This window comes from Gelria sp. Kuro-4, from assembly GCF_019668485.1.
Lineage (GTDB): Bacteria > Bacillota > DTU030 > DUMP01 > DUMP01 > DUMP01.
Map to the genome: position 1 here is coordinate 2753239 of NZ_AP024619.1, position 13266 is coordinate 2766504.

Below are 13266 nucleotides of genomic sequence, written 5' to 3' on the forward strand. Positions count from 1 at the left end.
AGTACCCCCTATTTCTGCTCGGCCGCCTCACGGTAAACCTGGAGCGCTTCTTCCACCGACGCCCCGTGGTGTACGATGGCTTTTAAAGCTGCGATCACCGCCGCCGGGTTGGCATCTTCCCAAACGAAGCGGCCGTAAGTCACGCCCGCCATGCCGGCCTGAATACCTTCCCAAGTCATGCGCAGGTACGATTCCAGGTCGTTACCCGGCGAACCGCCGGCAATGACTACCCGAGCAGGGCAGGCGGCAACTACGTCGGCGAACGAGTCGGCAGAGCCTGTCCAGTTGGTTTTTACAATATCGGCGCCCAGCTCTGCCCCAGCGCGCACGGCGTAGGCAACCGCACCGGCGGCCTTAGGGTCCGCCACCTGCGAACCGCGCGGATAGATATGGGTCACGAGCGGCAGGCCGGCCGCCGCAGCTTCTTTGCTGATGCGCGCCAGGTGGCTCAGCTGCCGTGCCTGCTCGGGCCCGCCCACGATAACGCCCACGGAAATGGCATCAGCCCCCAGGCGTATCGCCTCCTCTACATCGGCTACCGGCGTATCATAGTCAGCATGGTAAGGCGCAAAGGTGGTCGCCTTCATAATGAGGGGGATCCGGCCCGCATACGGGGGAAAAACCGTTTCGGCAATGCCCTTGTGCATGGTAACGGCGTTGGGCCGCCCGGCAACCACCTTGGCCACTGTTTCACGGATATTGACCAAACCGGGCAATACCCCGCGGGCCATGGCGTGATCTACGGTAATACCTACAAAACGTTTGGATTCAGGATCCAGCAAGCGGTTGAGACGTACTTCTTTCCCCAACAACAACATAACCAGCTCCTTTTCTTAGATGGTCACTCAGCGACAATCACCTGCACGCCGGCTTTCTCTATGGCGGAGCGGAAGGCAGAGTCAATCCCGCTGTCGGTGACCAGCACATTAATCCGCGTCACCGGGCAGACGCTCGCCAGCCCTGTCTTACTGAATTTGCTCGAGTCCACCACGGCTATCAACTGGCGGCTGATCTCCACCATTTTACGGCGGATGGGCATCGACTCAATGTCGTGCTTGGTAAGCCCTTCTTCCAGGCTAAGGGCGCTGCCACCCATAACGCAGATCTGGGCATGCATTCCCGCCAGCATCTGTTCCCCCATTCCACCGAAAAGGTTGTAGGCATGAGGGCGCATGATGCCGCCGGTGACAATAACCACGATGTTTTCTTTGTCCCGCAGTTCATAGGCAATCTCCACACTATCAGTGATGACGCGCAGCGGCTGCACAGGGTTGAGCGCCCGCGCCACCTCCAATGTGGTCGTGCCTGCGTCAAGGATAATGCTGCCGGCATTTTCCACCAGTCTGGCCGCCGCCTGGCCGATTTTTTTCTTCTCTACGGCGTGTTTTTGCGCCCGCACGTGTTCGCTCATCTCTTCCGGCAGCCGGCCGGCCAAACAGGTGCCGCCTCGTGTTCTCACCAGCACCCCTGCCTGTTCGAGCTCGATAAGGTCGCGCCGGATGGTTGATAACGAGGCCCCCACGATTTGGGCTAGTTCAGTGACAGAAAGCCAACCTTTCTGCTGTAAGGCACTCCGTATCTCCTCACGCCGCTGTGCCGCAAGCAACTGCATTCCTCCTATCACTCGCTACATGCCTAGCCAACTGAGAGGCGTAAGCACCAGAGAAGGAAAAAATATTAGAAGCAAAATGGCCAAAACCATGATTGCGATCCACACCAGCGTGTGCCGTGTAACATCTTCCAAGGAAAGGCCCGTCAAATTGCTGGCCGCGTACAAGCAGACGCCCACCGGCGGTGTGATAAGCCCCAGAGCCAGGGTGATCACCATCATGACCAGGAAGTACACAGGATCGATGCCGGCCGTCTTGACGGTGGGAAGCAGAATGGGCACAAGGATGAAGATCGCTGCTGTCGCGTCCATGAACATGCCCACCAGGATCAGAAACCCGAAAATGAGCAGCATGGTCATGAGCGGACTGGTCGTGACATTAGTCAAAAGAGTCGCCACCCGCACAGGTAGGCCATCATACTCAAAAATCCACCCGGCCACCTTGGCTGTCACAGCTATGAAGAGAATAGTACCGGTAAGTTTAGCTGTGCGGAAGAAGAGACCAGGCAATTTGGTCCAGGTGATGCTACGATAGACCAGGAGGGCGATCGCTATCGTGTAGATGACTGCGATCCCGGCCGCCTCGGTTGGTGTGAAGTAGCCGAGCACTATACCGCCCATCAGAATAACAGGTACAAGGAGGGCGGGGATAGCGCGCAGGCTGCTCGTCACAAGGTTGTGCCAGTCAAAAGCGATGCGCTTGCCGATGCCGTGCCGGCTACAATACACGTGATTGTAAACCATAAAGCTTAGAGCAATAATGAGGCCGGGCACAACACCGCCCATAAGCACCCGACCGATAGATTCATTGGCCACCGATCCGGCCACAACCATTAGAATGCTTGGAGGTACAATAGTAGCCAGTGTAGAGGTGATCAAAGACAGGCCAGTAGCGTAGGTAATAGGGTAGCCATTCCTTCTCATGGCACCGATGCTGATCGCACCCACACTGGCCACGTCTGCGACAGAAGAGCCGGACATGCCGGCAAAGATCACACTCGAGACTATGGTAACCTGACCCAAGCCGCCCGGTGCCCAGCCCACGAGGGCATTCGCAAAGTCGAAGATTTTTTCCGCTACTCCCCCTTCATCCATGAGCATGCCGGCCAGAACAAAAAGGGGCACCGCCACCATGATAAAGTTGTTCATAGAACTGAACATGGACTGCGCCACCAGGTTTAAAGGAATGTCCGTGAAAGCCACCAAGGTAAGAGCAGATGCTATCCCCAGCGCCACGGCCAGCGGCACCCCGATTACAGTCAGGGCGAGAAAAAGGAGGAGGAGGGTAATGCTCATTTTCTCGCCCTCCTTAGGCCAATCAGCTCCGGCCGCAAGACGACGGACTCAACGACACCGAGTAAGCCCATAAGCGCCGAAACCGGCACGCAAATCCCCACCAACCACATCGGAATCATCAAGGCCGAACCTAATTCGCGCATGCGCACCTGCTGGGAAACCAGCTGTGCACCGGTAATGAACATGAAAACAAAGAAGCCGACTGTGCTGAGGATATAGATCCAGGGCACCAGCCTTTGTAGGCTGGCGGGAAGGTAGTTGAGGAAAACCGTCACCCGTGCGGATTCAGCCTGGCGAAATCCGGAACCGATGCCCAAAAACACAAGCCAGACGAACAAAAAACGCGTTGCTTCCTCAGTCCAAGGGGCTGGACGCCCAACCCAGCGGCCGAGGATTTGAATTGCAACGGTCACAATGACCGCGCCGACGCCAATGCCGGCTAGGTAATCGGGGATCCGGTTAAGCGTTCGGAAGAATGTCGCCGCCCGCGGTAACGCTTCTTTCCGCAATTCAGCAGCAGCTCCGCCCATGCAGTTCATGCCCTCCTTCCTCACCATACCCTGAAAGAAAAGGGGTAAGAGGGACCATCTCTTACCCCTCAGCTGTGTTAGCTCGCTTTGCCGACAAACTGCAGGGTCTTGGCAAAGAAGTCCTTGTCCTTTACGAGCTCCGAGAATTTGGGATAGAGGGGCTTAGCCACATCCACAAAGGCTTTCTGCTGCTCCGGGGTCAGCGTGTTGATCTCCATTCCTTTGCTCTTAAGGAACTCGGCCGCTTTAGCATCCTGGTCAGCATCATATTCTGCTTTCCAAGCCTGTATTTCTTTCGTGGCATCGGTCAAGGCCTGCTGCTGCTCGGCGGTGAGGCCTGCGAACTTCTTCGCGTTGATGCCCACTACCCAACCGTCCGCCATGTGGTTCGACATCGTCAGGTACTTCTGCACCTCGTAGAATTTAGCGCTCATCGGTATGTCGATCGGGTTCTCCTGCCCGTCAATCGTCTTCAGCTGCAGGGCGTTGTACACTTCGCCGAAAGCCATGGGCGTCGGCGCTGCCCCTGCCGCCTTAAAAAACTCTACCCAGAGCGGGTTGTTGGGCACCCGGAAGCGGAGCCCTTTCAGATCCTGCGGTCCCGTGATCGGCTTCTTCGAGTTGGTCATCTGCCGGAAAGAACGTGTCCAGAACCCCAGTCCTTTGATCCCAAGTTGATCCAGGCTTTGTAGCAGGGTTTTGCCCAGATCGCTGTTTAAGTAATCCTCAAGCTGCTTTGTGTCGTTAAACAGGTAAGGGACACTAATGGCTGTAAACCTGGGCTCGAAATTAGCGTAAAGGGAAGTGGATAGAACCAGCATGTCGAGCGAACCCGCGCCCAATTGCTTCACAGCCGCAGCCGGATCGCCGCCGTAAAGGCTTCCGTTGGGCGAGACTTTAATTTCAATACTGCCGTTGCTTTTTTCACCAACAGCCTTGGCAAACTCTTTCGCGGCCACAGTGATTGAGGAGCTATCCGGGTCGGGTGTAGCCAGATTCATTACCACTTTCTTCGCCGCCTGCCCGCCCTGTGTGCCCCCGCCGGTCGGCGCCGGCTGGCTGCACCCAGCTAACAGGAAGAGCGCGAGGACGGCCACCAGGATCCGCTTCACCATTTCGCCGAAACCCCCTTCTTCTTTTCCGGACCTTTCGTCCAGGTCTATGTTTCTTAATTCGCCGTTAACATTCTAATTCCTTCATATTTGTTCACTTGTAGTCATTGATATTTCCTTATCAATCTATATGCGTCAATATCGTTCATCTTGGTTATAATTCCAGGCGGCACAGGGATAAGGGCTTGATATGCCCAACAAAGGGAAAATCCCGGCTCCCAAGGCCGGGGCCGGGCTGCAGGTGATGCGAGGCCAAACCCGTAATAGGCTTCATCAAACCTGCTTAAACGTCAGCGTATCCGCCGGGTAGTCGAGGAGGGAGGCGAGTTCGTCGTCGAGGCGCAGGAGGGAGACGGAGCAACCGGCCATCTCCATGGAGGTGGCGAACTCGCCGACGTAGCTGCGGTGGATCTTGATGCCGTGCGCCTTGAGGTAATCGGCCACGGCCCGCCCGACAATGTAAAGCTCCATGAGGGGTGTGGCACCCAGGCCGTTGATGAGGACGGCCACCGTCTCACCGCCCTTTAAGGGGAAGTCCGCGGCCGCTTTGCTCACGAGAAGCTCGGCCACTTCGTTCGCCGGGCGCAGCTTGGTGCGCTCGATGCCGGGTTCACCGTGGAGGCCCATGCCGATTTCCATCTCGTCCTCGCCGATGCTGAAGGTTGGCGCGCCCTTGGCCGGCACGGTGCAGGAGGTGAGCGCCATGCCCATGCTCCTGAGGTTCTCAGCGGCCTTTTTCCCGAGCGCCAGCACCCGCTCGAAGGGCATCAGCCGCGCGGCAGCCGCGCCGGCGATCTTCTGGACGAAGAAGTTGCCGGCGATGCCCCGGCGCCCTACCGTGTAGGTGCTGTTTTCCACCGCCACGTCGTCGTTGACCACGATGGTGTCGACCTTCATCCCTTCGGCCCGGGCCATCTCCTGGGCCATGTCGAAGTTTAAAATGTCGCCGGTGTAGTTGTTGTAAATCTGGATAACACCTGCGCCCCCGTCCACCGCCTTGAGGGCGGCCAGGATGTGGTCGGGGGTGGGCGAGGTGAAGACGTCGCCCTGCACGCCCGCGTCCATCATGCCCGGGCCGACGCAGCCCCAGAAGGCCGGTTCGTGGCCGCTCCCCCCGCCGGCGATAAGGCCTACTTTGCCCGCCACGGGGGCGTCGCGCCGCACGAGAACATAAAAGTCCGGGAGCTTACGGACCCGTTCGGGATGCAGGCGCTCAATTCCCTCCAGCGTTTCCGTTACCACGTCCTCAACCCGGTTAATTAGCTTCTTCATACCTATTCCTCCCCTCCCGCCGGTTATCTCTAGTTATTATACTATATAAAACTGGTAATTACGACTCTTTTGGCCACTCTAAATTCAGTACGGTCGGCAGGAAAAGAAACAGCGCCGGAGGGCGGCCGCCCGGGCGGCACGCAGATCAGCACAGGCTTGTCGTTGCCGGCTTATAGGGTCGGAACGGGTGAAACATTGCCACTAAGTCCATGCAGATGTGGTACAATATTACCAACAAGGCACGGGAACCGGCCGACTAACCGACCGAGAAAGGGGGACGATCTCATGCCTGAAAGAAGTGGTGATTGGTTCCGGCAGGCGGAGGCCGACCTGCGGCACGCCCATAATTCCCTGGCCAGCGGGGACTACGAGTGGGCCTGTTTCGCCGCTCAGCAGGCCGCGGAAAAAGCAGTGAAGGCCCTTTTCCAAAGCCTTCACCTGGACGCATGGGGCCACACTGTGAGCCTTCTGCTCGCCAATCTCCCCCAGGGACAAGCGGTACCGCAGGACCTCCTGGACAAGGCCAAGGTGCTTGACAAGCACTACATCCCCGCGCGTTACCCGAACGGCTTTGAGAGCGGTGCCCCGACCGATTTCTACACGCGGCCGGAAGCAGAACAGGCCGTCCGAATCGCAGGTGAGATCATTGCCTTCTGTAAAGATCATCGCGGCGAATGAGCCCGAAGTAAGACGGGCTCTGCGTCAGTACGTGGCGAGCTTAAAGAAAAGGCAGGAAGTAAAGGCAGTCTACCTCTGTGGTTCCTGGGCCAGAGGGCGTCATTCCCCTTACAGTGATGTCGATCTGCTCGTTCTCCTCAGCGCAGGGGACCAGCGGCGGCCGTTCGACCGGGTTCCAGACTACCTACCCGCGCGTTTTCCTGTGAGTCTCGACCTGTTCATTTACACCAAGGAAGAGCTGGCGCGTAATGAGTTCGCCCAAAACCTCCTGGCTACCGGCATCCCCTTGTAAAAGGGGTTTTGTTTTGCTCTACTCGTTCAGGCTCTGCTCGAAGGTCCCCCACACCACCGGCCGGCCTTCGTCCACCATAAGCCGGCCGCGGGCCCAAACCTGGTGGAGGGTAAGTTCCGGCGTTAGCACGGCCAAATCCGCATCCGCACCCACCTGTATGCCGCCCTTCTGCGGCCAGAGCCGGAGCAGGCGGGCCACGTTGCGGGTGAGCACCTGCGCGGCCTGCTCCAGCGGGAGCCCTTCTTTTTGCACCAGGTCGCACAGCTCACCAAGCAGGGAGTCTTCTTTACCGACGAGGAGCCCTCGCAACTGCCCGTGAGAATCGAAATCGGGCGCGCTGCCGAAACCGTCAGAGCTCATGGTGATGTGTTCCAGCGGCACGCCTTTCGCCAGCGCCTGCGCAACGGCCTGGCTGGGCTTGATGGCCGCCGGCACCGCCCTGGTGGGCACGATGCTGGAGGTGATGTCCAGAAAGCCGCCCCGCTTGCCCCACCGCAACGCGTCTTCGAACAGCCAAGGGTTACGGTTGACGTGGGTGGGAACAAATTGCGTAAGGGGGATTTCCGATTCATCGACGATGTGAAAGAGCAGCTTCAGCCCGCCCCGCCCGTCGCCCAGGTGCAGGTGCACCACCCCGGCCTTGCCGCTCAGCATCCCCCCGACGCGCGCTTCGGCGGCCAGCTTCTCAATCTCCTCCGGCCGTGGCTCGGACGAGCGGTGATCCGAGATGGCTATCTCCCCCGTCCCGATCACCTTATCGACGAGCACCAGGTCCGAACGCACGCTGCCGGTGAGGGTGCGCGTGGGCACCTCGTAGGCGCCGGTGTAAATGTAGGTGCTGATGCCTTCCGCTTCCAGGCCGCGCGCCTTGGCCAGGAGCCCCGCCATGTGCCGGGTGACACCGTCGGTGCCGAGAAGCCCCACCACCGTCGTCACGCCACAGCGCGTGATGGCGGAAAGCTCCGCCTCGGGGGTACGCGTGGCGAAGCCCCCCTCGCCACCCCCGCCGGCGATGTGAACATGCTGGTCGATGAAGCCCGGGAGCAGGTAATAACCGGAAAGGTCAACCTCAGCTGCCTGCCATCCCGCCGGAACCTCCAGTTCCGGGCCGAGGGCAGCGATGCGCTCGCCCGCCACCAGGACGTCCTGCCGGCCCAGGTCTTCCGGCGCAAAGACCCTGGCTCCCCTGAGAAGCGTGAAGAATGGCTTTCCCGTCACAGCACTACCCGCCTTTCTCTCCGGCGCACCGCCTCAGCGCCCCTAGCCTTCCACCGGACGGCACAGCGCATGCGCCGCTTTCCTGCTTGCCGCCGCTGGTCGGTGAAAAGTAAAAGCCGTTCAGGAAGCAGCCGAAAAGGGAATGCCGGTCCGGATGGCGAACTAAGCTCAGAATTCGTTTACCGGAGTGAGTTACGTGACGGCCAGGACTAAAATGCTGCTGGGCGGCATCATCTCTGTAGCGCTCAGCGCCGGTTCCCTCGCTTACATCTTCTTTCGCCTGCCGGGCGAAACCTTTCCCCTCACCTCAAGACTCATCCGCTGGAGCAGCATCCTGGCAGCTCTTTCCCTGCTCATCCTGGCCTGGCTCTGCGACGCGCTGCGCCTTAAGTTCCTGGCACGCGCCCTCAATAAAGGGCTGCCGCTTGCCACCGGGCTCAGGGCGATCCTGGCGGGGAACTTCGTCACCCTGGTGACACCTTTTCTTTTCGGCGGTGCTCCAGCCGTGGCGTACATCTTGACCCAAGCTGACCTCACCTGGACAGAGGCCAGTGCTGTTGTGGCTGCCGGCGGTTGGGTCGCCCAGGGAGCGCTGGCGGCGCTTTCACTGCTCGCCCTGCTCACCCTGCGCCTGCTGCGGCTTTCCCTGCCGTTGTCCGCTCTCTTTCTTGCCGGCATTGCCACCCACATCCTCGTCCTGGCGACAGCCGGATTCCTTGTCCTGCGACCGGAGCTGGCCGAACTTGTGCTGCGTTTCGTGCCTGGGCGCCTGCGCCCGCAGGCGCAGCGCGCCCTTCGACGGTTTCAAGCCCATATGGAACAGCTGTTTACGGCAAGTCCACGCTGGCTGTTTCTCTCCTTCGGCTGCGCCGCATTCTACTTTCTCCTCTTTTTCGCCATCGCGCCGGCCCTCCTGTCCCCCCGGGCGCCCACCTTGAGCTGGCCAGCCCTGGCGGCCTTCCAGGACGCGGCGTACCTGGCGGCCGCCTTTGCCCCCACCCCGGGGGGAAGCGGGGCCAGCGAGTTCGGCATCCTCTACATCTTCCGCCGAGTGCTGCCGCTCCCGCTGGTTAAGGAGTACGTCCTCTGGTGGCGCCTTCTGACTTTTTACCTCAACCTGCTCGCCGGCGGCATCGCCCTCAGCCTCAGCACCTGGCGGCTTTTCACCCGGCCGGAAAGCGGCGGGCACACTTAAAGGGACTGGTTCCAGCGACCAGTGCCCTTTTCTTGCTTCCGGCCTTACGCGACGCGATGCGCCAGCGCCAGGGCCAGGATCTTGGTACCAGTGAGCAGGGCCTCGGTGGCAAAACTCATGTGCGGGTCGTGCAGCCCCGGCGTGGCATCCGCGCCCAGGGCCAGGAAAGCCGTCTTGAGGCTGCGGTCGGCCATCTTGAACTCGTGGAAGTCGTCGCTCCCCGGGCTGTGGATGGGCTCCAGCAGCCCCTCCGGGCCGAGGACTGCTTCAATGGCCCTCGCCAGGTTGGCGACGGCTTCCTGGTCGTACTCGGCCGCCGGCACAGAACCGAGGACGTTAAACTCGGCCGTTCCACCCACCGCGGCGGCGCCGCCGGCGCAGGCCGCCTTCACCTTGGCTGCAATCTCCTCCATCAAGGCGTTTGTCTCGGCACGCAGGTCCAAGGTAAAGACCACCTTATCAGGGATGATGTTGCTCGCCACCCCACCGCCGGCGATCTTTGTAACCTTGGCCGACCACTGCTGGGCCGGGTTGGCCCAAAGCGAGTTGATGCCCAGGATGGCGAGCGCCGCGCCGTCGATGGCGTTCACGCCCAGGTGCGGCCGCGCCCCGTGTGCCGCCCGTCCCTTGATGGTAACCTCTGCTACCGTGCTGCCGCCGTGCCAGAGCGCCGGTGCCGCCTGGCCGAGCCGCGCCTCTTGAATGGGACGGATGTGCACGCCGTAGAGCTCGTCCAGCCCTTGGCCGGCCCCGGCCGCCACCATGTTCTTGGCCCCCACCAGGCGCTCTTCCGCCGGCTGGAAGATCACGCGCACCCGGCCGCGTTTAACCAGTCCCAGTTCCTTAAGGATCTTAAGGGTCCAGAGCCCCATGGTAGAGTGGGCATCGTGCCCGCAGGCATGCAGGTAGTACGTCTCGCCGGCCTCATTCTTGAAAGGCAAGGCATCCATGTCGGCCCTCAGGCCCACGCTCGGGCCGGGCTCCGCTCCCGCCACCTCGGCGGTAAAGCCCGTCTCCGTAAGCTCCCGGACAGCGATGCCGGCCTCTGCCAGCCTGGCCTTGAGGTAAGCGGCGGTCTTGTGCTCCTCCAGACCCCACTCCGGCAGGCCGTGCAGGTCGTGAAACGTCTTGAGAATCTCTGCACGGTATGCCTCGACAGCTCTCGCAATGGCTGCGTTCATGCGCAGCGCCTCCTTTGACTTAGACTCTTGTCTCTTTTCGCCGTCTACGGAGCATTCCCTGCCACTCGCCAGCTGCTGACGATCCAAGAGCATTTAACAGGGTGCTGGCATCCGAGCCGGCTTTTCGAGGTGTGGATCAGAAGAAGATAAGAATGGCCCGCATTACCCACATGGAGAGGAGAGCGTTAAGGATGGAAATCGCCATGATGTGCGGGTAGTAGCGCGTGTTGACCTCCGCCGTACCCAGGCAGCGGCCCAAGTACTGGATAAGAGAACCCATGAGGTAGATGGCGGGCATGAGCACGGTGATGTCGGCCGCACTCAGGGTTTCGGCCGTGTAGAGGCCAGCCGCCACGCCGACGCCCCCGCCCATGCTCATAAAGGCCGCCAGCAGCACCGCCGCCGCCTGCCCCGGCAGCCCCCAGAGGGCCATGATAGGTGCGAAAACCTTGCCCAAGAGGTCTAGGAGGCCAGTGACATTGAGGGCCCGAATGATGACGAAGGCCATGATCACGTTGGGCATCATGTTGGTGGTGGCAATGGTGAAACCACGTCGCGCTCCATTTACGAACATGTCAAGGACGTTCTGTTTGCTCGGCACCGCTTGCGCTGTGGCCATGCTTTTCTCCTCCTACTTCACTGCCTGGGGCATCCCGGCAGCGGTTTTTTTCTGCGTTGCCTTGATGTAGATGCGCAGCAGGTTGGCGCCCAAGACCTTGAAAACCATCATCACTACAAAGGGCACAATGATGGGCGTCAGCATGATGCTGAAAAGCGCCGCCGCGGACGAGAAGTAGTTGGTGATGGGCGCATCAGCGCTGATTTGGAACATGGAGAAGACGGTCCGCTCGTCGTCAGTGATCTGGCCGTTCTGGTACAGTTCCTTGGTCATCCCAGCGCCGGCGTCGGTGCTCTGCAGACTGGCGATAAGGGCCAGACCGCAGATACCCGGGATACCGATGACCGGCTTAAGAAGCGGGGTCATCAGCTTCTGCGCCGCCCGCAGGCCGCCGAGGCCTTCCACCACAGACACCACACCCAGAGCCAGGATCACCGCCGGCATCAGCTCCAGGGCAAACATAAAGCCGTCGCGCGCGCCAGACCCTCCCGCGCCGCGGAAAGTGAAAGCTGTTTTCGCCCCGTCGAGGGCGATTTTTCCATAGGAACCGTTAAGCACAGTAAAGTCGAGGACCTTCAGCCAGCCTTGGCTGGAAGCAAAAATCCCCGAGAAGAAAAGAATAGCAAAAATAAGCGCGGCGTAGGCAACCCAAGTAACATTATCCGATTGACCCGCTTGCAGCTTTTTCTCTTCCATTTACCGGTACTCCTCCTCTGATCAGCACGTTGCCTTATCCTCTCTGCAACTCACCACCGGCGCCGATGGAACCGACCGGCTTCAGCGCGTCGGGGGCAGCGTGTTGGAAAGCTGGTACGCGGCCTCGCCGAGCAACTTCACACCCAGGGGCAGCACCTCTTCGTTGATATCAAAACGGGAATTGTGGTGCCCGGCCGCGATTTCCGTACCCAGGATAATGTAGGTGGCCTGACCACCGCGCTCTTGGACACGGGCCATAAAATAGCTGTAGTCCTCGCTGCCGCCGGCCGGGCCGAACTCGGCCACCTCGGTCACTCCGGGAACGGTCTTGGCGATGGCGGCCAGCTTCTGGGCCAACTGAGCGCTGGCCTCGCCGCTGAGCGCTGCGCCCGCTTGCTTTACGTCCACCTCGACAGCGTGCATCATCGCCGCTCCTTGCAAGATCCTATGGGCGCGTTCGCGCACAAAATCGTTGAGTTCGGTGGTGGCGCCTCGCGTCTCAATCTTCATTTCCGCGCGGCCGGGGATCACGTTGCGACCGCTTCCCGCCACTAAGGTGCCCACGTTGATGCGGGTGGCGCCCTGGCTGTGGCGGGAGATGGCGTGCAGGTTCAAGGCCGCCGTGGCCGCGGCCAGGAGGGCGTTGTGCCCCGCCTCCGGCTCTCCGCCCGCATGGGCCGGTACGCCGGTGAAGGTAACATCAAGCTTGGTGGTGGCGAGGAACCCCCGGCCGCCGCACACCACTTGGCCCACCTTCCGGCGCGAGATGCCCACGTGAATACCCAGCATGTAGTCCACGTCGTCCACCACCCCGGCCTCTACCATGGCCCGGGCGCCGCGCACCCCCTCTTCCGCCGGCTGAAACACGAGTTTAATCCGGCCCTTGAGCTCGTCTTTAATGGCCATGAGCACCTCAGCCAGCCCTAAGCCAATGGTGGTGTGTGCATCGTGCCCGCAGGCGTGCATGGCGCCCGGGTTTTCGGAGACAAATCCCTCGGCGAACGGCCGGTGAGTCGCTTCGCGCGCCTCGTCCACATCGTTGGCGTCCATGTCGAAGCGGAACCCCAGGGTCGGCCCCGGCCGGCCGGTATCCAGGACGGCCACGACGCCGGTCTTACCGCCCTCCATGCGGGCCACAATCTCCGGGTCGGCTCCTTGCTCCAGCGCCTGCTGCTGCCGCCGGGCGAGCTCTTCCGGACCCGGCACGCCCATCATCGCTTCTTCTTTGATCACTTCGCCGCCGTAGTACACCTCGTAGCCCAGTTCCTGCAGCTTTTTCACCACCAGGCCGGCCGTTCGAAACTCCGTCCAACCCGGTTCGGGGTAGCGGTGCAGATCCCGCCGCAGCGCCACCAACCGCTCTTTAAGTCCCGCTGCCAGTTCTGCGATCCCAGGATGCATGTTCAAACCTCCTTAAGTCCGCCGCTGACCTTATTGTGCCCAACCGGCCCCAGCCGGCACTGCGAGGAGCCCCCGCTTCGCCCCTGCGGCGCTCGGCTCCTCTCCCTATATTCGTTTCGGCCGGGCTTACTCCTCCAAGACAGGCTGTGCTTAGAGGGGCAGGAGCA

14 protein-coding genes are annotated in these 13266 nt (G+C 60.8%); 3 read left to right on the forward strand and 11 right to left on the reverse strand.

The window, feature by feature from the left end; genetic code table 11:
* Positions 1 to 8 precede the first annotated feature (8 nt).
* From K5554_RS13775 to dhaK, 6 genes are all read right to left on the reverse strand, one after another.
* Positions 9 to 818, reverse strand: coding sequence for a class I fructose-bisphosphate aldolase (locus K5554_RS13775; protein ID WP_255565425.1), 810 nt, complete (start codon positions 816 to 818; stop codon positions 9 to 11).
* Between the two features lie 23 nt (positions 819 to 841).
* Entirely contained in the window at positions 842 to 1606 is a 765-nt protein-coding gene (locus K5554_RS13780; RefSeq protein ID WP_221039025.1) for a DeoR/GlpR family DNA-binding transcription regulator, read from the reverse strand.
* Positions 1607 to 1627: 21 nt separating this feature from the next.
* On the reverse strand, positions 1628 to 2905 hold the full coding sequence (locus tag K5554_RS13785; protein WP_221039026.1) for a TRAP transporter large permease: 1278 nt from the start codon (positions 2903 to 2905) through the stop codon (positions 1628 to 1630).
* A complete protein-coding gene (locus tag K5554_RS13790) occupies positions 2902 to 3444 on the reverse strand; it encodes a TRAP transporter small permease (RefSeq protein WP_221039027.1) in 543 nt (180 codons plus the stop codon). Before K5554_RS13790 ends, K5554_RS13785 begins: the two co-directional genes overlap by 4 nt.
* Positions 3445 to 3512: 68 nt before the next feature.
* Complete coding sequence (locus K5554_RS13795; protein ID WP_221039028.1) at positions 3513 to 4550, reverse strand: DctP family TRAP transporter solute-binding subunit; 1038 nt, start codon at positions 4548 to 4550, stop codon at positions 3513 to 3515.
* 270 nt (positions 4551 to 4820) lie between these two features.
* Positions 4821 to 5819 carry a dihydroxyacetone kinase subunit DhaK gene (dhaK, locus tag K5554_RS13800; RefSeq protein WP_221039029.1) on the reverse strand — a complete coding sequence of 333 codons (999 nt, stop codon included), beginning with the start codon at positions 5817 to 5819 and terminating at the stop codon, positions 4821 to 4823.
* Positions 5820 to 6104: 285 nt separating this feature from the next.
* Here dhaK and K5554_RS13805 point away from each other — a divergent pair, with 285 nt between their 5' ends.
* Positions 6105 to 6497: a HEPN domain-containing protein gene (locus tag K5554_RS13805; RefSeq protein ID WP_221039030.1), complete on the forward strand. Its 393-nt coding sequence runs from the start codon at positions 6105 to 6107 to the stop codon at positions 6495 to 6497.
* Positions 6466 to 6789, forward strand: a complete 324-nt coding sequence (locus K5554_RS13810) for a nucleotidyltransferase family protein (protein ID WP_221039031.1) — start codon at positions 6466 to 6468, stop codon at positions 6787 to 6789. Before K5554_RS13805 ends, K5554_RS13810 begins: the two co-directional genes overlap by 32 nt.
* 18 nt (positions 6790 to 6807) lie before the next feature.
* Here K5554_RS13810 and iadA read toward each other — a convergent pair whose 3' ends face one another.
* Complete coding sequence (gene iadA, locus K5554_RS13815; protein WP_221039032.1) at positions 6808 to 8007, reverse strand: beta-aspartyl-peptidase; 1200 nt, start codon at positions 8005 to 8007, stop codon at positions 6808 to 6810.
* Positions 8008 to 8203: 196 nt separating this feature from the next.
* Between iadA and K5554_RS13820 the strand changes: the two genes are divergently transcribed.
* Positions 8204 to 9202: a lysylphosphatidylglycerol synthase transmembrane domain-containing protein gene (locus K5554_RS13820; RefSeq protein ID WP_221039033.1), complete on the forward strand. Its 999-nt coding sequence runs from the start codon at positions 8204 to 8206 to the stop codon at positions 9200 to 9202.
* 44 nt (positions 9203 to 9246) lie between these two features.
* On the opposite strand, the gene K5554_RS13825 is transcribed toward K5554_RS13820, so the two are convergent.
* The 4 genes from K5554_RS13825 to K5554_RS13840 form a co-directional block, all read right to left on the reverse strand.
* Positions 9247 to 10383, reverse strand: coding sequence for an amidohydrolase (locus K5554_RS13825; protein WP_221039034.1), 1137 nt, complete (start codon positions 10381 to 10383; stop codon positions 9247 to 9249).
* 136 nt (positions 10384 to 10519) lie between these two features.
* A complete protein-coding gene (locus K5554_RS13830; RefSeq protein ID WP_221039035.1) occupies positions 10520 to 11002 on the reverse strand; it encodes a YjiG family protein in 483 nt (160 codons plus the stop codon).
* A 12-nt stretch (positions 11003 to 11014) separates the two neighbouring features.
* Positions 11015 to 11698 (reverse strand): nucleoside recognition domain-containing protein, encoded by a 684-nt coding sequence (locus tag K5554_RS13835; protein ID WP_221039036.1) that lies wholly within the window; start codon positions 11696 to 11698, stop codon positions 11015 to 11017.
* Positions 11699 to 11779: 81 nt separating this feature from the next.
* Positions 11780 to 13099, reverse strand: a complete 1320-nt coding sequence (locus tag K5554_RS13840) for an amidohydrolase (protein ID WP_221039037.1) — start codon at positions 13097 to 13099, stop codon at positions 11780 to 11782.
* Positions 13100 to 13266 lie beyond the last annotated feature (167 nt).

What these genes read in the sequence shown, in the direction of transcription:
- K5554_RS13775 (WP_255565425.1), bottom strand. Translation starts at nt 818, where the DNA reads ATGTTGTTGTTGGGGAAAGAAGTACGTCTCAACCGCTTGCTGGATCCT.
- K5554_RS13795 (WP_221039028.1), bottom strand. Translation starts at nt 4,550, where the DNA reads ATGGTGAAGCGGATCCTGGTGGCCGTCCTCGCGCTCTTCCTGTTAGCT.
- K5554_RS13825 (WP_221039034.1), bottom strand. Translation starts at nt 10,383, where the DNA reads ATGAACGCAGCCATTGCGAGAGCTGTCGAGGCATACCGTGCAGAGATT.
- K5554_RS13840 (WP_221039037.1), bottom strand. Translation starts at nt 13,099, where the DNA reads ATGCATCCTGGGATCGCAGAACTGGCAGCGGGACTTAAAGAGCGGTTG.
- dhaK (WP_221039029.1), bottom strand. Translation starts at nt 5,819, where the DNA reads ATGAAGAAGCTAATTAACCGGGTTGAGGACGTGGTAACGGAAACGCTG.
- K5554_RS13835 (WP_221039036.1), bottom strand. Translation starts at nt 11,698, where the DNA reads ATGGAAGAGAAAAAGCTGCAAGCGGGTCAATCGGATAATGTTACTTGG.
- K5554_RS13805 (WP_221039030.1), top strand. Translation starts at nt 6,105, where the DNA reads ATGCCTGAAAGAAGTGGTGATTGGTTCCGGCAGGCGGAGGCCGACCTG.
- K5554_RS13830 (WP_221039035.1), bottom strand. Translation starts at nt 11,002, where the DNA reads ATGGCCACAGCGCAAGCGGTGCCGAGCAAACAGAACGTCCTTGACATG.
- K5554_RS13790 (WP_221039027.1), bottom strand. Translation starts at nt 3,444, where the DNA reads ATGAACTGCATGGGCGGAGCTGCTGCTGAATTGCGGAAAGAAGCGTTA.
- K5554_RS13785 (WP_221039026.1), bottom strand. Translation starts at nt 2,905, where the DNA reads ATGAGCATTACCCTCCTCCTCCTTTTTCTCGCCCTGACTGTAATCGGG.